The following is a 23,334-nucleotide window of genomic DNA, read 5'->3' on the forward strand; positions in this document are numbered from 1 at the left end:
GCCACATTATCTTTGATTGTTTCATCAAGCCATTTCTCGAATTCCATATCTGATTTTTCAATATTAGGTATATCCTCTAATAATTGAAGGTTTGCGATTGAGTTAACATTTTCAAGGTAAAAATCTTGATTATTTTGAGGAACGCCTCTTTTGGTTAATTTTCTCTTTGTAAATAAGCTCTTTGCAAATATATGGTCTACATGAAATTTATTTCTGAAATCTAAATTTGGATATAGCAATGCTAATATTGAAAATGTTTGTTTTTGCCCATATTCATAAGTTAGCAAATTTGCAATCTCATCATCATTAAAGGTAAAAGACTTTGTTCCACCCTTAAATTCATCAATTATCGTTTGGAATGGAAACTCATCATGACTTGAGGCAATAATTCTTCTTATAGGTCGTAAAACATTATCAGGTTGCCCACTAAATACTTGTTTGAGTAAGCCTAGTATTAGCCATTTTTTTATGAATTTTCGGTCATTTTGATAGTTTTTTGATTGGACAAAATTGGGTGGATTGTCTTTCTTAATCAAATAATAAGCTATCGGTATAATAGCGTTGTTTGATGTTAAAGTATCACGGTTGTATCCAAAACTTGAAACTAAGTTAACTGCTAATCTAATCGCTTCTTTAACATCGTCCCAATTCTGTTCAATTTTTTGCATTGTTTCAGTATTAAAATTATCTACTTTAAAAGCAATATCCGTAAAATCACAAAGAACTAAACATGATTTTAGAACAAAATCTTTATTAAAATTAAATCCATTCCCAGTTTGATTAATTTCATCAACAAATTTTGTAATCTCCTGCCTAGCATCTTTTGTTTTCCATTGAGCTGTCGCAATAGAAAGCAGTAAATCGGAATAGCTTAATGTTGTTCCTCCACTGTTTACACGAATAAAAATATTCAATACCTTATCCAACTTCTGTTCTTCTTCAAGGTAATAGTTAATACTTGGTGTTTCGTTTATCGCCTGATACAGTTTAAACAGCGTTTTATTTGCAAATAATGCTTTTTCTCTTTCAATTGAGCTTAAACCATTTTCGATTAGATACTGATTTACTTCAAAATGGTCGGTAATATTTAAAATATCAGAAACTTTAAACCAATGAGCAATTTCATTCTCGTTATCATTCTTTACTTCTTCTGATGTTAGAAATCTAAAATCATAAACCGAATCATAATCCTCCGATGGACCTAATAAATCAACATAAAGATGTTGTTCAGGATACGCTAAAGGATTTTCACGTCTCATTCTTGGCAATTTATAAGCATAAGAGCCTTTTAAAGCTATGTACATTGAGGTTAATCGCTGCTGACCATCTAATATGGCGACTATATCTTCTTCGCCATTTATACTAGCAAGTGGATTATGACGGTTATTCTTTTCATGATAATTCCTAATGAACTCATAAAATTGGAATTCCTTACTTTTTTCCTTTTTTACATCCCAAAATAAGAAGGAACCAACTGGATACCCCTGCATTAAAGAATCAAATAACCTTTCAATTTGGTCAGTTCCCCATACAAATTCTCTTTGAATTGCCGGTAAAAGATATTTCTTTCTGTGAATGTTCTCAATAACCTTTTTAATTGTTAACGGCGTCTGGAATGACATTATCTCCCCTACTTCCTTTGATTAACCAATTAATCTCAAACTTTTCTGTCTACTAAACTTTCAGCGAAAGGGATAAGACCTTTATAAAAAAATATTAACATATATTCCCTAATAAACTACAAAAAGCAGTCAGATATATTTAGATATCCACTGCTTTTTGTATTTTTCAATTTTAACTCACTAGAAATCCACGGATAAAATGGCGAACGGGATTTCACTAACAACATCCTCTAGCTAGCATTGCCCTTAAGATTTTCTTATATCCCTTTTTGAGGTGTTAATTGGAGGTCATTCAATCTTTCTTTTCTTTAACGTTGGAGGAAGGTTATTGTTCTTAATATTCATTGTGTTACTTCTTCCAAAGTAAAACTCAAATGCTTTAAGAAATGCCGTTTCTAACTTCTCAATTCCATACATTTCTTTACCCAACTTTAAGGGCGAAGACGATTGACTCATGTTGCATCACCTCATAACACTATATGCATGTTTCATTGAGGGACGACCCTGTAAAATTAAGTCATCTACGAAACGTTGATACTCAATGTTTATCCCTGTTTGCAACCTAGTTACGGGTATATAAGGGTAGTCAAAAGCTGAAACAACTACTTTTCGCTTTAAGCAAGACTAAATTATTTTCCTATTTTAGTTTAATAAACCTCTAATTGCTAAACGTATTGAGCTGAGGATTGGAACATTATAAATGGTTTATTCCCATCTTCCCATAAAATCAAATCAGAATATAAGTTGGTTTTATCAAATTTCTCAAAGTCATATAAAACCCTAAGATTTTCTTCTATTTTCGATTGTGTTATCATTCTGCCCTTGTTTGAACCAAAAATATTTTTAAGCGCATATTGGATAATACCTGTTATATCATGTCCACAGGCAATATTATAAATATCATATTTATTACCTATTTTATCACTGACTTTATTTACTAAGGTTTCAACGTCTATGTACTTCAGAGAACGGTTCTTTAAATATTCACACAACTTATACAAGTCAATACCTAAATATTCATCTAAAACCAAGTCATATTGAATATCCTTAAAAGATATATCATATTCATCCTCTACAGATATCAACCTAACAACACCTAATATTTTTGCTGCATTAAATATACTATTTTCTATGGACATACCTGTTCGGTCTAAAAATTTTTCATATTTATCCAAATCTGCATACATATTTATAAATTGATGTAAGCCTGAAATTGAAGATATAATCATGGTCTCAATATCATGAGTATCCGTTTGAAACAGATTATCAATTAATGGTGTTCTTCCTAAAATTCCATCGTAATCCATATCTACAATCCCCAACATGCCTTTTTGGCTTCTACTATTCAAAATACGAACAGTATCCTTTACATTTTCTTTTCCTTCACAGATAATAAATCGGCAATCTCTTAAAGAAAAAATTTTCTTGAAAAATTCCTCGTCACCTATGCCTTCAACTAACACAATAGTTTTAGATTTTGTACTATTACGTTTTACTTGATACTCGGAAACAAATCTCTTAGGATTTACTACTGGTATAGTCATTATCTATCTCCCTCATCCTCTAAACCAACAGATATTTCCCAATGACCGTTCATAATATCAGGAGAGTGAGTCGCAACAATAAAATCAACGTTTGTTAATTTTTTAATTTCTTGTAGGTCTGAAAGAAAATCTTGCTGCCATTCTATGTGTAAAGATATTTCTGGTTCATCAATCAGTACCAATTTATTTTGCCTTGGCACCTCTTCAAATAGTAGATTAAAGTACATTACTAATATATGTTGCTCTCCTGATGAGAGATGATTGATATTCTTTAATTCTCGACCACTTTTCAATTTAATTATGAACCCTTCATTTTTATCAATTATCAGTTTTTTATCTTTATATTTATCATTTATTATCTTTAAAAATAACGTTATACGCTGTTCAAGTTCATTGAAGACAGCAAGCTTTTCTTTTGTATCTTCTATATATAGAGCTAATACATTTGCCACGTATGAACCCGGATTTTCTGTAAATCCACGAAAAGTTTCATTTTGACTATCTATTAACCCAATTGTTGATAATTTTCGTCTATAATCGTCTAATTCCCCTAATTTTTTAGAGATAGAGTTTACATCGATTCTTTTTTCGCCTAATTCCATCAAAGAAACTAATCTTGAAGGAAACGTACGGTCTTTTTCTTGTGAAACTGATGCAAATTCTTTTAATTTATTCGAAATAAGTCTCCTTATCTCATCTGATAAAAAATTCACTGTATTAGTTTCTATTTCTTCATAATAGCTATCATTATTATATCCGCGACGTCTCCAGTTTTCTTCCAAACTCTTTAAATCATGTAACCTATTGGTTTCTATTAATTGCACCGACAGAAGGTCTTTTATTAAATCCTTTTTATTATCTTCAACATTGTAAGACATATTGAAAAGTTCACTATACTCGTCTAATACTTCATTTAATTTCAACCTTCTTTTTTGAACTGTATCAAACCATTCTCTTGGAGCAATTCTTCTCATAAATGGTAGGTTACGAGTTATTGAATTAAGTGGTGGCAATTCCTTTGTAAATTCCACTTCAAACGAATGATTTAATGAATCATTTAAAGAATTATTAATAATCTCATAGTGAAGATATTCACTTGTAACCGAATTTTCATCAGTTTTTAATTTTTTTGTTATTACAAGCAGACTACTATCAGTAAATTGAAATTCAATTGATTGAAAAGGAAGTTCATACATTCCTAAGTAGTCATTACTAAATACAGAATTAATTAATTTCAACAAAATGGTTTTTCCGCTACCATTTGGAGCAAATACCATAGTGATTTTTTCATCAAAAAAATGTTTTATCTCGTAGTCATATTGTTCTAATAACTTATAAACTTTAATTCTGGATAATCTCTTCACAAATAATCCCCTTTTTCTATCTTAAAATATTTGCTTATTCAGTTTAATTATACCAAGATTAACCAATAAGTGTATATATCCGTCTAGATGTTTTAAAAAAATAAAGAGTTTTCACTTTTTGATGATGAAAACTCTCATATATCTATAGTTTTCCTCGCTGAAAAGTAAAGGCGAAAAATATTAGTTCCACAAAGCATTATATTTCCTTAAAACGATTAACCTCAATGACACTATATTCAAGTGCTATTGAGGTGTTCCCCTCAATATTTTAATCAATTCCAAACGTTTACAACGGTATATATAAATGTTTACCCTGTTTACAAACACTATGCATGGCATTTGTGATGCGTTGTGTTTGTAAACCAATACATTAAAAAACCACTTCTCAGTAAAGGTTCGATTTAATTTGTGCTAACCAATTCTTATGTCCATCCGTTAAATCATAATGAGCTGTTTCAATCATATTTAAGTAGCTTACGGTTTTATCGTGTTTTCTAGTTTCTAAATAACATGCACAAACCGCAATTTGTCCTTCTAGGTCTCCTTGGTCAGCCGCCTTTTTAAAATATTCAATACCTTTCTGCACATCTTGCTTAACACCCTCACCGAAATAATACATCTGTCCAGCTAGCTTTAATGCGTTTCTCTCTTCAACTACCGAACTCTGTAAAACCGCTTCGAATGTTCCCTCATCATCTTTAGTTGTACCTACTCCGAAGTAATAAAGGTAATCACAATTAAATTGGGCTAATTCCTCTCCCTGCTCAGCAAGCTTTTGAAACCACTTTAACGCCTTAGGGTGATTTGGCTCAATACCTGTCCCCTCTAAACCACAAAAATACAAATCAGCTAAATAGGACTGGGCTTTAACAAAACCTAAATTTGCTGCCATTTCATACAGGTCTATTGCTTTCCTATAGTTACCTTTATACATTTGGTTTTCTGCCTTATTATAAAGAACTGAAGAGGCACCTTCTTCCTCGTTATTGTTTTCACCAATAACATTCCATACATCAATATTTGAAAGCTTATTCTCTTCCATAAAATACCTCCATTTATTATCACTTAGGTTCTTCAAATGTATACTGTATATCAATTGTTCCATCAGGATGAATGACGATTTCCTGGATTAAAGTTTGAAGTACATCAAATAAATCCTGATTTTGATTTTGTAATTCTAGAAATGCATCTTTTATCGTTTGGATGTTTGTTTGAACCGTTTCTGCTTGTTTAAGCATAAATAATTGGTTTTTTGTTTTTGTTATTGCTTCCTCTACCCTATTTCAAGTGAGTCCTTTAAATCATGGGCTAAACGAGAAATTGATTGAAAGATAACCATATCAATTTTCTTTTCTTTGGCATTTTCTAGTATTAATTGAATAGCTGGACGGTCAACAAATAATGTTCTGCTTATCCCCTCGTCCTTATAAACACAATCCTCATCCCATTGATATCCATTTCTCTCTAACCAGTTTCTACATATATCCATTTGGTTTTCCACTGATAATACTTGTTCATCTCGGTCCGTCGATACACGTACATAAACGACATAGTGCTACAATGCTATCACCTTCATAGTTGAACTGTATTTCTATGAGGATAGCTATATGCAACTTTATTCATCATCCTTTCTCTTTTAATTTAATTATAGTATATGGAAAATCATGACTATTATTCATATATATGAACATTTTATTTTTATATACGAATATATTGTTGAAAATACCTCATAATAGTGATAGTTACCAAAAAAAGGAGGAGATTAGATGCACTGGATTTCTAAAATCCCTATACAACATCATCCAAAATATGCTCAAATTAAATACCTCTCAGCTAAATTTCAATTACATCCCTTATTAACTCAACACCTATACAATCGAGGTTTTTCTGATTTTGATAAATTGGACGCTTTTATTTATCCAAAACTTTCAAATATGTATGACCCCTTTTTAATGAATGAAATGAAGCATGCGGTAACACGCATCTTAAAGGCTCTCCAACGAAACGAGCATATTCACATTTTTGGAGATTATGATTGTGACGGCATAACATCTTCATCTATTCTCTATTTAGCATTAAAGGAACTTGGCGCGGTAGTTACTACTCAACTTCCCCTTCGTTCAGAAGGATACGGATTATCAGTGAATGCTGTACAACAATTGCCTGAAAGCGTCTCTTTAATCATTACAGTAGATAATGGCTCAAGTGCACTTGATGCATTACGGGCTGCAAAAGAAAAAGGGATTGAAGTTATTGTGACTGACCATCACGAAGTGTTAAATGACCGTCCTGATTGTTTGGTATTTCTCAACCCAAAACGCAAAGATAATACCTACCCTTTTTCTAACCTTTGCGGTGCAGGCGTTGCTCTAAAATTAGTACAAGCCACTTATATCACATTAAATCGAGATTGGATAAGAGGGACGGAGCCGTTTTTAGATATAGTTATGCTCGGTACTATCGCTGACATGATGCCTCTTAATGATGAAAATCGAATATTTTGCTATCATGGACTTCGAAAACTTCAACAATCTCCACGGAAAGCATTTAAAATATTGCTGGATACATTAAGAACAAAAAGTATCGATAGTTCAACAATTGGATTTACAGTTGGTCCGATTTTCAATGCATGTGGACGTATCGGAGACCCCAACCCTGCTGCATCGATTCTTCAAAGCACTGAACCGACTCTAAAACAAATTAAAGAACTTATTTCTTTAAATGAAAAACGAAAAGACATTACCATGGAGCAATTTAAATTTGTCCTAAATATCATTCAAAATGAACGACTTCATTTATCGCCTGTTATCGTTGTGAAGGGAGATTTTCATAAAGGAGTTATTGGCATTCTCGCTTCAAGAATTGTGAATCATTACAAAAAGCCAGCAATCGTTATCGCAGATGACGGAACTGGCTCAGCACGAAGTTTACAGAGCAGTGGTTTTTCTATTATTGATTGTATTTCAGCGTGTGGAAAGTATTTGAAGAAATTTGGCGGACATCAAATGGCTGCTGGATTATCCATCTCACCAGATGAAAGTCAAATAGAATTATTCCGATATGCAATTCAATTAGCTGCAATGAAACAAAAAATATCCATTGCAGCAAACTGGTACATTGGGATTTTGCCTTTAGAATATTTTCCAAGAACAATGTTTAATGATTTACGTGCTTTAGAACCCTTCGGGATGGGAATGCCAAAGCCTGTATTTTGCAGTAAAAATACACAGATAAGCGAATACTCTACATTTGGTAAAGATAAAGAGCATGTAAAAATGAGCATAAATCAATTCATCGCCTACGCCTTTTCAAAGTCTAATCACTTTACCGATTGGAATGAAGGAAACTTGGTTGATATGCTCTACACTCCACATTGCTATGAAGATAAAAACTTCTTGGTGCAGGACTGCGTTGTTGTGTAAACATAATTGAGCCTGAATGCAAGAAATTCTTCTTGGTGTATTTATCTGGACTAAAATATTGTTAATGAACTTCCTAAACATTAATATTATGTTGGGGGAGAATGTCATGAAAACAGAAAAAAAGGATAAGAAAAAAGAACTAGTAAAACAAAGGGACAAGGAAGAACGGGGCGGGCGTGCTAAACGTCTAAAATTCATTAATGAATATTACGATACAGACAAAATGAGGATTGTACTCGGTACTTCTTTTACTGGATATATACTTGAAGAAGCTGTTAATAGCTTTATTTATGGCAACTATATAGCTACTGTTATGATGTCTCAATCTGTAATCGAACAGACATTAAAATTTAAGTTGCAGATAGAATCAGATATGTCATTTTTCGACATGATAAATTTGAGTTATGAAGTGAAGAAAATAATTTCTAAAGAGCAGAATGATGCTTTTCATAAACTAAGGGAAATAAGAAATTCCTATACACATCAACCTAAATATAAAAGGTTTGAAAATATTAGTGAAATAGCTGACTTACTATTAGAAGATGCTAAATTTGCTCTAAAAACACTTTTTTTATTAAATTACTAACAATGTTTACATCAGTTAAATAGAAAAAAGACCGAATTTATTTTGGTCTTTTTCTTTAGGTAAAAATGAATATTGAAATTTAACAGAATACAGCTTTCTATTTGCATTATGTAAATTCATTGTTTGGTCTTATTTTGTTTTAGTTTCATCACTTATTATTTCTTCTATCAAGACATTTAGTTCAGCTATAGATGAGTATAGTTCTTTATAATCATTTTTATTTGAACTTCTGATATCTTCGAGTTCCTGTTTCAATGTGTGTATTTCCGTTTGAATATCCTTTAACATTTGAGTCTGTTCAGTTAAAGCATTTGTCTGCTTATCCTCATGTATTTTTTCAGCCAGTACAAAACTAAGACAGATTAGGGAAAAGAAAATTCCAAGGGAAATTAATGCATTCCTCAAATTATTATTACTACAATCCACATAATTATTAAGAATCGTATTTTGATAAGTGGTCATTTTGTATTGTTCACCCATCATAGATAATTTTTCTTCCTTTTTTTTATCCTCTGATGAAAGCTGACCTAGGAATTCAAAATCATCTGGACTAAAATCATATTTAGGTCTGGAATTCAAAGTAATTAAAGAAAAATATCCAGCGTTAATCAAGTAGAAACAACTAGCAATAACAAAAAAGATTAGTGCACCCGTCAAAAAGCCATTTATAAAGAGTTTTTCCTTTAGATTTAACAGATAGCTTGAAATTCCACCAACCATAGAGAATGCCAATGTCACAGCAACAGCGGTTACCTTTGCTTTATCTTGTAAAGAAGTAATATTGCCACGAATACCGTCCAATAAATATTTGGCATCATTTTCTGCCATACTTACAAACTTCTGTACATCTGAAAGTGGCTCCCTATTCTGTATTTTCCCCCATGAAGTTTTTTGTTGATTTTTCACATCCTTATTAACGGAGTTGCATTCTATCAATGGCAATAATGCGTATAATATTTTTTTCCAAACACTCATTATTTTGACACCAACATATCAGCTATCGATTGAGGGATTAATTGCCCAGTTGTATGTACCAACCATGCCCACTCCCCTGTAGGATTTATTTCTAAGAACATATAGTCGTTTTCTTCCGTCTTTAACAAATCAATTGCGCCGAATTTAAGACCCAAATCTTTAACTAATTGGACGCATTTCTCTTCAATATGAGCAGGTAAAGAAACTGTTGTGAAATCAACTTCATCCTTTACTATTCTCCAGTCAATCTCTACTCCATTTCCCTTGCTAGTAATACTAGTAGCAAAAACATCATTCCCAACTACTGTTACACGAATATCCGTTTTAGGATAAATATACTCTTGTATGACAACAGGTGCCCACTCAAGATTGGCGTTCTGTATTTCCTCTTTTTGTAAGATGTTTGAATAGACAAAACCTTCTTTTCCTTTGATGTTAAAGAAGGCAGTATCCAAAGATTTCACCACATACCTTTCATTTTCCAGTTCTGGGCTACCATTGGTCACAATCGTATAAGGAATATTAAATCCTATACTCTTGGCATATTGCAATTGCACAATTTTATTTTCTGCTTTGTACGTTTTTTCAGGATTGTTTAACCATATAGCGTCCTTAAATATTAGAAGATTCTTGACAAATGACATCCACTGCTCACTATATATTTGTTCTTCAATACTTTTTTCTGTTTGATTTATTTCTCTTAAGAAAATAGGGGCTCTGTAGTAAATGCTTTTCAGGTTTTCATTCGAAATATTATATTTGTAGTTTCCCAATTTAACAGTAATTTCAAAATTGCTCGTGTCTAATTGGATTTTATAAGTATGAAATTCATCTCGGTTAAGACGAAGATAATTCACATGCCTCTTTTCAAGTTCTAAACAAACAAAGTCCGTAGTGAAATCGTATATATCTGAAATAACTAGCACCTCTACAAGTGTCACTTCATGTCCTCTCCTCTTTCGACATCATGCTTTTTCGTTGAGGGCAAAGGTCTTCTTGAGTCTTCGACGAGTGGTTGCATGGTGTCTCCTATTAACCAAAACCCTCTTTCTGGTGAATACTGTGAGCCCTCAGTCCCAAATCTTTTGTCATACTGCTTTTCATAAATATGGATTTTATCTAATAATAAATGTTTAGCCATATTCTTTTCACCTCGTAAACTAGTATTACTTATATAATACAATAATCAAACTAGTGTTCTACAGTCTTATAATAACCATCAATTGTCAATTCTATTATATTTATCTATTATATAAGTAGGAAGAAAATCATACGGAGGTTATTCAAACTAATGAACATACTGAATGCTCCACATATATCAAAAGTGCAAATTCAAAATTTCAGGAACTTTAAATACGTCGATGTTGAATTAACTCATAAACAAGTAATAATCGGTGAAAACAATGTCGGTAAAACAAATTTTTTAAGAGCAATACAACTAATTCTCGACCCAAAATTATCCGACGAGGACCGCTTTTTAAATGATACAGACTTCTACGAAGGTATTGAATCACCAATGGAAAATGGAGAGGAAGTCAAAATATCGATTGATATTAAAGGCTTTGACCATAATAAGATGTTACTGGCAATATTATCCGATGCTACATTAAAGGATGACCCAGCAACACTGCGGCTAACTTATCACTATTATGCCACACAAAACAGTGATGGTACCTATGAATATCAATATCGCATTTTCCAGGGTACAAAAGAAGACGTTCCATTCACCCATTATCATCGCCGATATTTAAATCTAAAAGTTATCCCTGCAATAAGAGATGTTGAAACCGAAATGAAAAATATTCGGAAGTCGCCTATTAATCAGCTCCTTAAAAACTACGACATTCGAAAAGAAGAGCTAAAAGACATCGCTGATAGATTAAAGGAAACAAGCGATGAGGTGCTCTCTATCGATGAATTAGTCCATCTGACTGACAGTATCAATAGTAGATTTTCTACAATTATTGGACAGCAAGTTGATTCATCCGTGTCACTTGAGACAATTGATTTGGACCCCAATCGTATACTGAACACATTGAAAATTATGATTGGGCAAGGGCAAAGACCTGTAAGTGATACAAGCCTAGGACTTAATAATATTCTTTATATTTCGTTAATTTTATTATCGTTAGAAGATAAAACCATTCCACCTATATTAAAAGAAGATACCTATATAAAACTGTTAGAAGAAGAAGGTAGTGAGATTTTAAAAAAATGTTACGGTCAAAACCATAATGGCAATTACATTTTAAATGAAATGTTGACCCCTGAATTTCTAGCTAAACTTTATACATTTATGGACACCTATTCTGGTGATACTAAAGGGTTCACAATTTTAGCCATCGAAGAGCCAGAGGCTCACTTGCACCCTGCACTTCAACGACTTATTTTTAAAGATGTGATGAAACAAAATACATCGGTGTTAATGACAACCCATTCTCCTCATATTACATCCGTCGCACCGATAAATTCAATTGTGTATCTCCGTTCAATGAGCAATGGAACTAAAGTAAAAACTACTGCTTCCGTAGAATTAAGCGAGAGAGATTGTAAAGATTTAGAAAGATATGTTGATGTCAAAAAAGGAGAAATATATTTTGGAAAAGGTGTAATACTTGTCGAAGGAGTGGCAGAAGAATATTTAATACCAAGCTTTGCGGAGGCTCTTCATATGCCTTTAGACAAGAAAGGCATTATATGCTGTACCATTAACTCGACTAACTTTAAACCATATGTCCAATTCATTGATGCCCTTAGTATTCCTTATGTAGTCATTACAGATGGAGATTATTACTTTAGGGAAAATGCCAATTCAAAAAAAATATTCGGGTATATGTATGAAAAGCAACATGAATTTATTGGTTATGATGGACTGGATAGAACCAGGAAAATACTAATTGAGTTAGGAAAGGTTGATGAGACCCATATACCCAGTGATATCAATGACGAAGATGAATTTTATAAACAGTACGATTTCTTTATCGGTATTCATACTATGGAAATTGATATGATGGATACTTCGAAGGATAAAGAAATCTTTGCTCATGTTTTTAACGAATTGACTTCAGGAGGAGCAACACAAAAGAAGAACTTTAAGGATTCTCTCGATTGTAAAAACTATGTAGATTGCTTAAAAAAGATAGAAAGTAAGCATTCTCGTATTGGCAAAGGTCGATTTTCACAAGGACTTTCTACTGAATGTACCAAGGATAATATTCCCACTTATATTGAAGAAGCAATACAATCAATTTTTACAAAAGTGGATGATTTATGATGGACTTATATTCATTAAAGCTTGAGCAAATTAAAAAAGACCCTGACCAATATGCAGCATTTAAGTCTAATATGAGTACAGTTGTTAAAGCTGGACCTGGGAGTGGCAAAACAACTGTACTCTCCCTAAAAATCATGCATTTATTAAAAGAAAAAATTAAGCATCCTAGGGGTCTCGCCTGTATCACATACAGCAATGAGGCTGCTAAAGAATTTACAAATAGATTAAAATCATTTGGATATCAAAAAAGACAAAATGTTGTACTGGATACTGTCCACTCTTTTTGTATATCAGAAGTAATTGTCCCTTTTGCACACCTTTATGATGTTGAGATTTCCTTGCCGTTGAATATCATTTCAAAAAACGACAGAACAAAGTTGTTTAAAGAAATACTTGAAGAACGTGGCATTGATAAGAAATCTTTAAAAATTGAGGCTATGGATAAGGAAAGAAATCAACTGATTGGTGGAGATAGTTTAATTGAAGCAGAACCAAACGATACTGCAAGAAAAGTTGCCACTGAATATGAAAATCTTCTTATAAATAAGCAACAGGTTGATTTTATTGAGATAATTAAATGCGCTACAAAGTTAATTAAGGAACATGAATATGTTAGAAGGTGCCTAGAAGCAAAATTTCCTTGGATACTTATTGATGAATATCAAGACTTAGGAAAGCCCCTTCATGAGATGATTCTAACTTTATTTTATAAGACAAATATTAAAATCTTTGCAGTCGGGGACCCTGACCAAAGCATTTATGGCTTTCAAGGAGCCATTCCTGATTACTTGTTAGAGCTATATGACAATCCAAATATTATGTCGATTGACCTGAAAACAAATTACAGGAGCAATCAAGAAATTATAGATGCTGCCGCGATTGCATTAAATTTGGATGACAGAGAATATAAAGCAGGCACCAGGTTTGATGAACAAGCAGAGTTTCACTTTATAACATGTGAAGCTGAAATGGATGAGCAATATCAATATGTGGTTAATAATATTATTCCCGATTGCTTAACTAAAAATATTCCATTGGAAGAGATATGTGTTCTTGTTGGTAATGGAAGCCATGTAAAAGCATTAAGTAAGGTCATGAATGAAGCAAATATACCCCATTATTTATCTAAGCATGAATTTCTAAAAAGTAAAATGATTGTTTGGATAAAGGACTGCGCTACCTGGATTTCAGACAAATCATCTATTTCGTTTACGGACCTATCAGACTTTTGGATAAATATTTTGTCTAGCCATCATGGGGGATTGTCCGAAGACAATAAATTGCATAAGAGGAAACATTTTTTATCACTCTTAAATCAAAGTGTAAAATATCAAAGTAATTTACATCTTTGGTTCTCATTTTTGTTAAATGAACTTAACCTAGAAAACATTATAGCTGGCTCCCAAAAATATGCTTCAGAGATTGAACACATAAGCTCGTTCCAGCAGCAAATAACAGTCGGGGAGTTAAAAGATTATGATTTAATTAAATTCTCTCGGGTTGGTAAACCAGAGAATCAAGTAACCATATCAACCAGACATAGTTCAAAGGGACTCGAATTTGAAGTTGTCATAATGTTAGGGATGGAGGAAGGGAATTTCCCATATTACTCAACTGTTAGTGTCCCGAAAGAGCTAAATGAACAACGTCGTATTTTTTTCGTTTGTATTACACGAGCAAAACGAGTTTGCTTTCTGTTAAGGTCAAAACGAATGACAAATCTCACCAGATATGGATTAAGAACTCATCCTAAAAATCCATCTATGTTTTGGCAAGAGCTTTATGCAGTTCGAGAATCTAAAAGGTCGCTTTATTAAACTTTCCTATTTTTGCAAAAAACGCTTAGGAATGTATCATTACATTCTAAGCGTTTTTTATATTATGGAATTTTACCATTTCTCGTAGGTGGTCTTTAAATAATTTGCTACAAAATCTACAATTTTTATAAATGCATCATCTCTGTAATTATCATTGCATATTAAAAAACCGCTACTGCAATTTCCATCATCCAATCTAATACAATTAGGTAATTGATAGGCAAGCTTCCAAGGTGTGCGAGTATTATTTATCATTCGCTTTATTTCTGTAATATGTATGCTCATGTCATAATCTTTTCCATACTCTAGACCAAATTCAATATGTAGCGCCTTAACAAAATTCATCGTCTCTGAACTACGTTTTAAATTTTCAACTTCAATTGGCAACATTCTCACCTCTATTGTAAAATTTCATTTATTACATTTTACCAAGCTGTAGACATGATGCCCGACAATTTTGTTTTCTTCCTTCTGAAATAGTAAAAGGGATTTGCATTCTTTATATCGAATTATTTTGATAGGATTAAAATGGAGGGGAACTGAATGCTGGAAAACTTAGGAGAAAGAATTAGAAAGCTTCGTATTCAAAAGGGATTTGGTTTGAACGAATTTGCTAAGATTTTAGATATTTCACCAGGCTACTTGAGTCAATTAGAAACAGGTAAAACAGAGAACATTAACTTTACACTCCTTCAAAGATTACAAGAAGAACTTGCCCTACTCCCACTGAATATAGAACCAAACGATGAAGCAACTGCCCGCCTGAATCGAGCAATACAACTATTGAGAACACTCGATAATAAAGATAAAGTTGCAGCCGAGTTCCTTATACATAATTTAGAAACTTCAATAGATTGGTTTATGAACAAAAAATTTCGATAAAAAAGCGGAACTTAAATTTGAGTTTCCGCTTTATTCGTTTGTATCTAATATAATATTATCTAATAAACTAAAACTTTCTGTATCTAAATCATCTTCCACATCATTCCCGTCACTTTAATCAAGTTCTTCCTATCGAACTTGAGATAGATTCACTATATTAATAACACTATGTAAATACACCACTTTGAAAGTGGTGTATTTTAGAATGAGCCATATTCGTCAAGTGCCGATTCTTTTTCCTTTTCCTTTTGCTTGAATTCTACTACATTATTTTTTTCTTTTTCTTCAATGTACATCTCGAAGTCAAAACCGATGGTTGGATTCTCACCAAACATAGAACTTAGAATTAATTCAACAGGCTTCGTTCTGGTGTGTCCTGTATTAAAAATGTTTTCAACTGGAAAACCTTTTTTCTTACTATATTCCATAAATTTAAACAAAATGTTTTGCATTTCAAGTGTCTTTTGTTTCCACTCATCTCTTTGCTCTTTTAACCGTTGAATTTCTAATTCATGACTAATAATTTTATCCTTCAATTTCTTGCTCTTGTTAATGTATTGCTTGGCTTTGACTTCATTTATACTCATTTTATTGATTAATTCTTTTTTATCTTTCTCTTTCCCAGTAAAAAGCTTTTCGACTGCATCCAGAGTGCTTATGGTTTTTTCCGTTTCACTCTCGTCCACTTTTACTACATCTACAAGGATTTGATTTATCTTTGCAATTGCCAATGTTCCTTGTCGATTCGGTTTGCGCCAAAAATCCTCGGAAAACTTATCCTTTATCTTTCCTTCTTCGTAAAGCTGCAAGGCATACTTATGAACAACGCTATATTTAAGCAGTCCATTTATTTTATATTCGTCTCTGCAAGCCTTTACGATATTTTCAATTTCTTCCTGATTGTGTTTTTTTGCCGGTCTGCCTCTACTCATCCTCAAGCTTCCTTTCTTCAATTGCCATCAGTTCAGCTAGACGATGAACATATTGGTCTAATTCCACTGATTTCTGAAGCAACTTCTGATTAAATTGAAAATTGTCCTCGGAAACATCAGGGTCCCCATTATTTGATATTGCGTATTTGTGTAAATCGATTAAAGACATAACTACATAGTGTAATCGGTTTTCGGCTATTCTTATTTTTTCTTTGATGATGTCCTTCTTCTCATCGTACTCTTCTTTCGTAATACGCCAGAAATCACAGCCCTCAGCACAATCGCTTACCTGGCATCTTTGATATTCATCAGTGCAATAACCTATTTCAAGTTTCTTTTTAACTGTTCGTCCGCCAAACTGCGTTGGGCTTAAAAGAAACTTATCTCGCCATTCATTCGTTACATCAAATTCATCCCTGAGTTCCCAACCAACAAATCCTCGATTTATTCTTGAATGTTCATTCTTTTGAAACTTAAAAGTGGTCATCAGCTTTAAAACTTCCGTATCCACCCAATTTTGTTGGTGGGAATGATAGGAATACTGGGTGTTAAGATTGGTATGTCCAGCCAAGCGAGCCATCTCCACAGGATGATATCCTAACCGTTGAAGGTTCATAAGTGCTATATGGCGTGTATCTCCAAGGCTAACCATTCTTTCGATATGATAATTTTCGTCTGAATAAGCTAATACCTTGTTCAACAATTCTCTATATTTTTTATGCTCATTCCCTTTACTTACATTCCATTTTCTTTTTGGATTATAAGTTAAATTAAACACTTCAACTACAACTTCACTGTAAAAATTCTCAAGCAACGTATATAAAATACGATAAGTAAAATGCTCCTTATCAATTTTATGGATTCTGACTCTATGACCTAATTGCTCATTTGCCCATTCAACAGCTTTGTAGGAAATAAGGGTTTTGGTTTCTCCAAACTGTTCCGTGTGTTGAATATAGGTTTGGATAAATTGGTACATATCGTCCCTTATAGCGATGTCTTTGATAAGTTGAACATTATTTTTATTCTTGTTACCTTTCTTATCACTTCTAGGCAGGTGAATAATATATTCCCCATTCTTCTCAAATATACCGTCCCTTGGAATCCCGCAAAATTCATATGGTCTTAATGGAATTATCGTGGTTAATTTCCACCAGAGAGCCAAAGGAAAAAAACGATAATAGTTTGGCTCACCAGGTTTTAATTGGTCCATAAAACTGTTTATTATCGTATGGAAAAAGATTAAATCTTTTCCATTTGGAAGTATCCTTACATTTCCAAGGTCTTTATATGACACCGTATTTTTCACATCACGAAGCATTTCCGCATAAAGCCCGTCAGGGTCTATATCCTCATAATAATTTATAAAATTTAGCATATAGACGCTAATCCAATACCTTTCGCTTTTTTCCTTAGTTTGCAATCTATCACCTAAATCCTCAATCAAATCTTCATCATTTAAAAATGATTGTGATAATTGCAGGAAATCCAAAAGGGTAGTAAGTGAGTGCTTTACCCTTTTTTCCGTTTTCATCCCTAAATTTGTTGCAACCCAACACTTAGAGATTTGAACAAACTCTTCGTCATCTATATGGGAATGGAATTTCACAATGTTGCGTACATCTTCAAAATTATAATGGACATAAGACTTGTCATTGTTTAAAAACTTCCATTCACTTGTTGAAAAATCAAAACCGCTTAGGTTTTGCTCCTCCATTTTTTCCATTAAAATATCATTGGCGATTTCAATGGAATTCTCTAAATTAAACGATGAATCATTAAACTCATTAAATTCTTCGAAATCTTCAACCTTTATTGTTAAACTCATTGTAAAATCACTCCTTCCTCTATGAGCCAGTTTTTAACTCCTGCCGATACATGAGACATTGTTTTGGGAATTTCTTTTAACCGTTCATTAATTCTATTAATTCCACCAGGGATAAATTGGTCCACAACATCCCTTCCAAATCGGTCAATGGCTGTTCTTAAAAATGAAAGTTGTGTAAATAATTTATTTGCAAGGCGAATTTTTTCTGCCTCAAGGATTGTAGCTAAAAATCCCTGTTCGACTTCATCAAAAGCTTTCTCAATATCAATTGCAAAGGAACAAAGAGCTAATCGATTTGGAATATTAAAAGAACAATTCCTACAATCCATTGCGGTATGCGGACAATTTGGCGCTCCACCAAGTAAACACTGATACCCTTCTTGTTTCGATGGCATAAGTCCAAACTGAAGATATTCCATTTTTTGTTTTATTTCTTCCTTCGGGATGCTCTTTAATCTGTTAAGTACATAGTCATTCTCTTTTTTTAAGATATTAAGATGCTTAGAAATGCCTTCAACTACCGCTACATCACCAAAGGAATTCTTTATCATTAGGGCATTTTCGTATTGAGTTGGTTTGGGTGCTTCATTTAAAAGAATTCGCGACATTCCTTCGTAGATGTACCCAAAGCTTCCTAATTCAAATAATTGCTTTGAAATATAATCAACATATTCCTGTGGGAGCTGGATGTAGATATTTGTCATTTCGTCAGATGAATGATTTCGTAAAAACTTAGCAATCTCCAGTGGATTCCGTCCGGTTATCTTCGAAATGACATCTGTTGCCAAGGTAATGACTGTCCAATTTATTTTTCTATTTTCAAACTTGAAATTTTTATAGGAGAATCCCTCAAAGAAGGCTTTATGCGTAGTTTCTGACGGTTGATAGTAAAGATTGCCGAATTCAAAAAGTCTATCGTTTGCATCATTTTTTTCGCGTTGAATAAACTCGCATATTAAAGCAGCAGTTGCAAATGATTGTTGCAAATCTTCACTTACAATCAGATATCTATTTTGCTGGTTTTTATGATGGATATAGACCTTATTTTCAAAATATGCCGTAATGACCCGTGCGTCTTCTTTCGATAATGGGTTCTTTAACAGCCAATCCAAATTTTTGTCTTTATACATATCTTTTAATCTTGGAAAATCAACAACATCCGAATGTCTCCAAGCATTGGTTAATTGGATTAAGACATAAAGCCACATATTGGCATAATATGAATATTCTCTAGAAGCCCACTTTTTCGCATCACGAATAGCCTTTTCAATATGAAATTCAATATCCGCAGTATATTTTAGTAATTCAACAAAAATTTCCGGCTTGTAAATTTCTTTCTCTTTCGCTATATGTTTCTGTTTCCGTTCCTTTTTTGGGCTTCTTAAATTCGTCATATCGAAGACGCTTTCTCCACCACCATTGATAATCCCTTGATGAATTTCATTAATGAAGGAGTAATATTGCATCTTATAAGTAAATGGAACATTATCATTTAACAAAGCAAGATTCAGTTCTTTTGTCGAAAATAGAAATAGCTCTTTTCCCGCATGATTTACAATATTCATCATAAAACCGGACAAGAGAGCAAATTGGTGAACAAAGTTCCTTAACTCCCGTCTGCCGCTTTCATAAAGCTTTTTCTTGGCAAACATATCCCAGTATTGGCTTGATTTCTGTGCAAAATCCATAAAATCATAGCCATAAAGCTTTAAAACTTCTTTATAGGCAATATAAGGGTCCAAATCCACATTGTAATACTCAAAAGTCTCATCCAATTTTTGACGAAATTCGACTTCATCGAAATACTGTTCAGCAAAGTTTAAGGATATACTTTTTGCTGCCTTTAAAATATTTTTTTGTTATGAAAGGAGGCACTATGCTTTTAACCTCTTTTCTTTTCAACCACGCCAGAACAGAGCTTTTGTTATATCCTAATTCATTTGTCAGCTCCTCAATGGATATATAGTCATTCATTCGCTCAATTGTCTTGTTTTGATGTTCTATCAGCTCATTAACCTGATTTCTATGATAAAAAGCACCTTTCCCTGTCTGAACATATGGTTCTATATTATAAGTGCTTAGAACCCCATCCATTGGTTGACGGTGATTGGGTAATTCTAGTATTTCAATGATTTCTTGTTTGGTAAATAAATTACTATCTGGATGCTTTGATAGTTTTAAATAGTATTCCAACGCCTTTTCATAATCTTCTTTTGATAGATAAATATAATTTGCGCGATTTGAGAGAAATACTAGAATTACACCAATCTTCTCTAGCATTTCTCTATATTTAGATTCAAATGAATGAACTTTCACATTACACTTCTCCACAACCTCGTCTCTTAATTCAATCACGCTTATATAATTGTTCAGAAACTCATTTATCTTGTCCTCTGAAACTAGTCCATTTTCACCTGAAAAATTATCCAATAATTTTTGTTCCAATTCTAATGGCAAATTTCCTGCATAAGAAAATCCTATTATTTTGGCTGCTTCGAAAGGCGTAATGTATTGATTAATATTTTGTTTCATATGTCTTACTCCACCTTTCTAGGCGATTTTCATCAATTTTGGAATGGACTTTCAGCAAACCGTCCTGTTTTTCCTCTGCTTGCTCAAACACTTTATCGATATAGTTCATAGCATCCCTCAATGTTTGAACAGCAACTTTTTCTTCGAGGTAATCAAGCATGGAATACGGACTTGCATCACCACGGGCAACTGCAACTTCTCCCAGTGTCATGCCAATATCTAAACAAAAGTTGGTAAAACAACCTCTTCCTAAATGGGTTGACCATTCTTTCCCCTTTAAGAAAAGATAGTGTTCTGTCCTTCCGCTTTCAGATAATCTATCCAAATATTTTTCTCTCACTCGATTGAACTTTTCCCAATAATTTGCTCCTGTTATTGGTTTCATTGTTCTACTATTAACTAACAAAGCTTGAGGTATTTTTAGTTTCCCTTGTTTCTCCAAAACATTTAACCACTCGAAATGTTTTCTAATGGCATATTCCATGCGTTTATTCCAGATTAGCGCTTGGTATCTTGGATTCTTTACTTGCTCGGACTTAGTATCCGGTTTATTGGGGAACAAAACATTTACTCTATCATCAACATCAACTATATAACCGTCATCTGTCTGTAATAGGGCATTCCTAGTAAGATTTACTACTTCTCCTCGTCTTAATCCCCCAAAAAATTGTAAATACAAACCGATAATAATATCCGGTTCTACCAATTCGGCTGTGTCAATAAATTCTAATACCAACTTATATCTATCTTTACCAAAGTCTTTTAGTTTTTGAACTTTCTTTCCTATTCTATTTGGTGGATATACCGTTCCTAAACCCTCATTAGAAAAAATATCAATCTCAGTAAGAACATTGATTTTTTCTTTTTTTCTTCCTCCGGACTTCCGTCTTATAACTTCTTTATATTCTTTATCAAACTGTTTTACTATTATCCCTTCCGACTGTAAATAAAAATAGAATTTATTTAAATATCGTATGTCTTGCCTCACATAGTCAGGGTCTAACTCTTCAAATCTGCATCGTTGCGATAAAGAAGTAATATAATGTGAACCGTGCTGCAGCCTTAATCCTTTTATTCCCTTTTCCTTTATATCCAGAAAATCAGGGTCATTTTCCATTGCATATTCTCTACAATAATTTAAAAATCGCTTTATAGCTTCAGCAGGATTTTTTTGTGAACTTAAGCTGCCATTTTTATTCCGAAACTGTTCTAAAAATTTTGTTATTGGTAAAGGGTAAATGCAATCCTTATATGGGTCATACAGTCCTATCCCCACAACCTCTTGAGGATAAGTTTTATCCCCCACTACCTCATCTAATGTATATTGATGAACAACAAAGCGGTAATCCGTCTTCTTATCCTTCTTTTTATCACTCATTTCCATCACCGCCCATTTTTGTAATCATTTCTTATTAATTTACTATTATTGTATTCTAGACATACTCCTATTATACTACAATTCTACCCAAATTTTTAGATTTTCGGGCATAAAAAAAGACCTTTATTTGCCAAAGGTTTTTCGTGTTTTCCCCATATATTATTATTTATCACCCAAATATCCTAATACAACCTTCTAGGACTTCTCTTGCTTCATTTTCACGATCTTCCTTAGGCTTTCCGAGAAACTGCTCAGCCGCTGTGGCAATTTCGCTAATTGAGCCGCCAATTTTAATAATGGCCACTCCATCCGCCATAACTGGTACGCCTTGCTCCGTATAAACCTCTGGAGTTGTCACTTCTAGCTTACTAGATAGTAAGCTAAGCGGTTTCGCTTGTTGAAAGACTGGTAAAATAAAGCTACCGCCACCACGAATAATCTTAATCTTATTCCCCGCTTCATCCACATGGACATTCCCATTTCCAAGGAAGCTTCCTGTTACGATTAATGCCTCGTCAGGTCCAGCAGTTCTGTACTTGGTGATAAAAACACCAATTAGTGCAAGAAGGATAAGTGCGACAATTCCAATAATTACCCAAATAATATTAAATTCCAATTCTTAAAACCTCCCTATAAAAAATTCTCTAATTGATGATGAACGGTTACTTCAAGAACACCATCCTTCACCTGTACAACGAGGACACTAGTGCCATTGGGGATTGAATCTCCGTCAAAGCTTGTAGCTGGTTTGGCAATTCGCCCACTCGTACTATCAATCATCACTTCCCCATAGCCATCAGATGGAATCGGCGTAATGACGGTTCCTATTCGACCATGCAAATCTGATTCCTTGTAGACGAGTGACTCCTCCGCAGAAGACAACGGCACAAGAACAAAAACATTTAATAATGTGACAAGAATGAAAGCGGCCACAGCTGAGATACCTAAAATAAGGAAAAAGTGTAAGGATGATAGCCTCTCCAGCAAATACCCGCTCGCAGACAAAATCGTTATGAAGGCAAAAATCAAAACGGGGTTAAGGAAGTCCAGTCCCTCTCCCACTCCATGAAAGTGAAATACATCTGCAAATAATACATAACCAACTGTTAATACACCTGAAATAATTAATCCATACAAATAAATCGTTTCTAAAGGAATGCTAAAGGGTTCCATGTGCA

The 23,334-nt window shown here is 33.3% G+C and carries 21 protein-coding genes and 2 pseudogenes; 5 read left to right on the top strand and 18 right to left on the bottom strand.

What is annotated here, in order from left to right:
- From TY15_RS18130 to TY15_RS18150, 7 genes and pseudogenes are all read right to left on the bottom strand, one after another.
- The coding region (locus TY15_RS18130) for a DUF262 domain-containing protein (RefSeq protein ID WP_042375091.1) at positions 1-1,622 on the bottom strand (1,622 nt) is incomplete at its 3' end.
- Between the two features lie 288 nt (positions 1,623-1,910).
- Positions 1,911-2,078, bottom strand: coding sequence for a hypothetical protein (locus TY15_RS24730; protein ID WP_179301694.1), 168 nt, complete (start codon positions 2,076-2,078; stop codon positions 1,911-1,913).
- A 209-nt stretch (positions 2,079-2,287) separates the two neighbouring features.
- Positions 2,288-3,166 (bottom strand): DUF4435 domain-containing protein, encoded by an 879-nt coding sequence (locus tag TY15_RS18135; protein WP_040204041.1) that lies wholly within the window; start codon positions 3,164-3,166, stop codon positions 2,288-2,290.
- Complete coding sequence (locus TY15_RS18140; RefSeq protein ID WP_040204043.1) at positions 3,166-4,530, bottom strand: AAA family ATPase; 1,365 nt, start codon at positions 4,528-4,530, stop codon at positions 3,166-3,168. Before TY15_RS18140 ends, TY15_RS18135 begins: the two co-directional genes overlap by 1 nt.
- A 385-nt stretch (positions 4,531-4,915) precedes the next feature.
- Positions 4,916-5,572 carry a tetratricopeptide repeat protein gene (locus TY15_RS23290; protein ID WP_052353833.1) on the bottom strand — a complete coding sequence of 219 codons (657 nt, stop codon included), beginning with the start codon at positions 5,570-5,572 and terminating at the stop codon, positions 4,916-4,918.
- Between the two features lie 19 nt (positions 5,573-5,591).
- Entirely contained in the window at positions 5,592-5,768 is a 177-nt protein-coding gene (locus TY15_RS24735; protein ID WP_179301695.1) for a hypothetical protein, read from the bottom strand.
- Positions 5,769-5,809: 41 nt separating this feature from the next.
- Positions 5,810-6,082 (bottom strand): annotated as a pseudogene (locus tag TY15_RS18150) (recombinase family protein); the annotation flags it as partial.
- A 214-nt stretch (positions 6,083-6,296) separates the two neighbouring features.
- Between TY15_RS18150 and recJ the strand changes: the two are divergent.
- Together recJ and TY15_RS18160 are read left to right on the top strand one after the other, a co-directional pair.
- Positions 6,297-7,952, top strand: coding sequence for a single-stranded-DNA-specific exonuclease RecJ (recJ, locus tag TY15_RS18155; RefSeq protein ID WP_040204045.1), 1,656 nt, complete (start codon positions 6,297-6,299; stop codon positions 7,950-7,952).
- A gap of 106 nt (positions 7,953-8,058) precedes the next feature.
- Positions 8,059-8,538 (top strand): DUF4145 domain-containing protein, encoded by a 480-nt coding sequence (locus TY15_RS18160; protein WP_040204047.1) that lies wholly within the window; start codon positions 8,059-8,061, stop codon positions 8,536-8,538.
- 129 nt (positions 8,539-8,667) lie between these two features.
- Here TY15_RS18160 and TY15_RS18165 read toward each other — a convergent pair whose 3' ends face one another.
- From TY15_RS18165 to TY15_RS18175, 3 genes are read right to left on the bottom strand one after another with little or no spacing between them, the layout of a single operon-like run.
- Complete coding sequence (locus TY15_RS18165) at positions 8,668-9,513, bottom strand: hypothetical protein (RefSeq protein WP_040204048.1); 846 nt, start codon at positions 9,511-9,513, stop codon at positions 8,668-8,670.
- Positions 9,513-10,454, bottom strand: a complete 942-nt coding sequence (locus tag TY15_RS18170; RefSeq protein WP_040204049.1) for an MvdC/MvdD family ATP grasp protein — start codon at positions 10,452-10,454, stop codon at positions 9,513-9,515. The genes TY15_RS18165 and TY15_RS18170 overlap by 1 nt, the downstream gene beginning before the upstream one ends.
- Positions 10,451-10,654, bottom strand: coding sequence for a hypothetical protein (locus TY15_RS18175; RefSeq protein WP_040204050.1), 204 nt, complete (start codon positions 10,652-10,654; stop codon positions 10,451-10,453). The genes TY15_RS18170 and TY15_RS18175 overlap by 4 nt, the downstream gene beginning before the upstream one ends.
- A 150-nt stretch (positions 10,655-10,804) precedes the next feature.
- Between TY15_RS18175 and TY15_RS18180 the strand changes: the two genes are divergently transcribed.
- Both TY15_RS18180 and TY15_RS18185 read left to right on the top strand, forming a co-directional pair.
- Positions 10,805-12,787 carry an ATP-dependent nuclease gene (locus TY15_RS18180; RefSeq protein ID WP_179301697.1) on the top strand — a complete coding sequence of 661 codons (1,983 nt, stop codon included), beginning with the start codon at positions 10,805-10,807 and terminating at the stop codon, positions 12,785-12,787.
- Positions 12,784-14,604 (top strand): ATP-dependent helicase, encoded by a 1,821-nt coding sequence (locus tag TY15_RS18185; RefSeq protein ID WP_306454179.1) that lies wholly within the window; start codon positions 12,784-12,786, stop codon positions 14,602-14,604. Before TY15_RS18180 ends, TY15_RS18185 begins: the two co-directional genes overlap by 4 nt.
- A gap of 72 nt (positions 14,605-14,676) precedes the next feature.
- Here the strand turns inward: TY15_RS18185 and TY15_RS18190 are convergent, their stop codons facing one another.
- Positions 14,677-14,994: a hypothetical protein gene (locus TY15_RS18190; protein WP_040204051.1), complete on the bottom strand. Its 318-nt coding sequence runs from the start codon at positions 14,992-14,994 to the stop codon at positions 14,677-14,679.
- Positions 14,995-15,147: 153 nt separating this feature from the next.
- Here TY15_RS18190 and TY15_RS18195 point away from each other — a divergent pair, with 153 nt between their 5' ends.
- Entirely contained in the window at positions 15,148-15,486 is a 339-nt protein-coding gene (locus tag TY15_RS18195) for a helix-turn-helix domain-containing protein (RefSeq protein WP_040204052.1), read from the top strand.
- Positions 15,487-15,686: 200 nt separating this feature from the next.
- On the opposite strand, the gene TY15_RS18200 is transcribed toward TY15_RS18195, so the two are convergent.
- The 7 genes and pseudogenes from TY15_RS18200 to TY15_RS18230 all read right to left on the bottom strand — a co-directional run bounded on the left by TY15_RS18200 (position 15,687) and on the right by TY15_RS18230 (position 23,329).
- Positions 15,687-16,418: a hypothetical protein gene (locus TY15_RS18200; RefSeq protein WP_040204054.1), complete on the bottom strand. Its 732-nt coding sequence runs from the start codon at positions 16,416-16,418 to the stop codon at positions 15,687-15,689.
- Positions 16,411-18,246: a site-specific integrase gene (locus TY15_RS18205; protein WP_040204055.1), complete on the bottom strand. Its 1,836-nt coding sequence runs from the start codon at positions 18,244-18,246 to the stop codon at positions 16,411-16,413. Before TY15_RS18205 ends, TY15_RS18200 begins: the two co-directional genes overlap by 8 nt.
- Positions 18,243-19,994: a hypothetical protein gene (locus tag TY15_RS18210; protein ID WP_040204056.1), complete on the bottom strand. Its 1,752-nt coding sequence runs from the start codon at positions 19,992-19,994 to the stop codon at positions 18,243-18,245. The genes TY15_RS18205 and TY15_RS18210 overlap by 4 nt, the downstream gene beginning before the upstream one ends.
- A 61-nt stretch (positions 19,995-20,055) precedes the next feature.
- Entirely contained in the window at positions 20,056-20,778 is a 723-nt protein-coding gene (locus tag TY15_RS18215; protein WP_040204058.1) for a hypothetical protein, read from the bottom strand.
- Positions 20,762-22,156 (bottom strand): hypothetical protein, encoded by a 1,395-nt coding sequence (locus TY15_RS18220; RefSeq protein ID WP_052353834.1) that lies wholly within the window; start codon positions 22,154-22,156, stop codon positions 20,762-20,764. The genes TY15_RS18215 and TY15_RS18220 overlap by 17 nt, the downstream gene beginning before the upstream one ends.
- Positions 22,157-22,337: 181 nt before the next feature.
- Positions 22,338-22,772, bottom strand: a pseudogene (locus tag TY15_RS18225) (SPFH domain-containing protein); the annotation flags it as partial.
- A 14-nt stretch (positions 22,773-22,786) separates the two neighbouring features.
- Positions 22,787-23,329: an NfeD family protein gene (locus tag TY15_RS18230; protein ID WP_040204060.1), complete on the bottom strand. Its 543-nt coding sequence runs from the start codon at positions 23,327-23,329 to the stop codon at positions 22,787-22,789.
- Between the last annotated feature and the right edge of the window lie 5 nt (positions 23,330-23,334).

The sequence above is a fragment of the Neobacillus jeddahensis genome, assembly GCF_000612625.1.
GTDB classification, from domain to species: domain Bacteria; phylum Bacillota; class Bacilli; order Bacillales; family Cytobacillaceae; genus Neobacillus; species Neobacillus jeddahensis.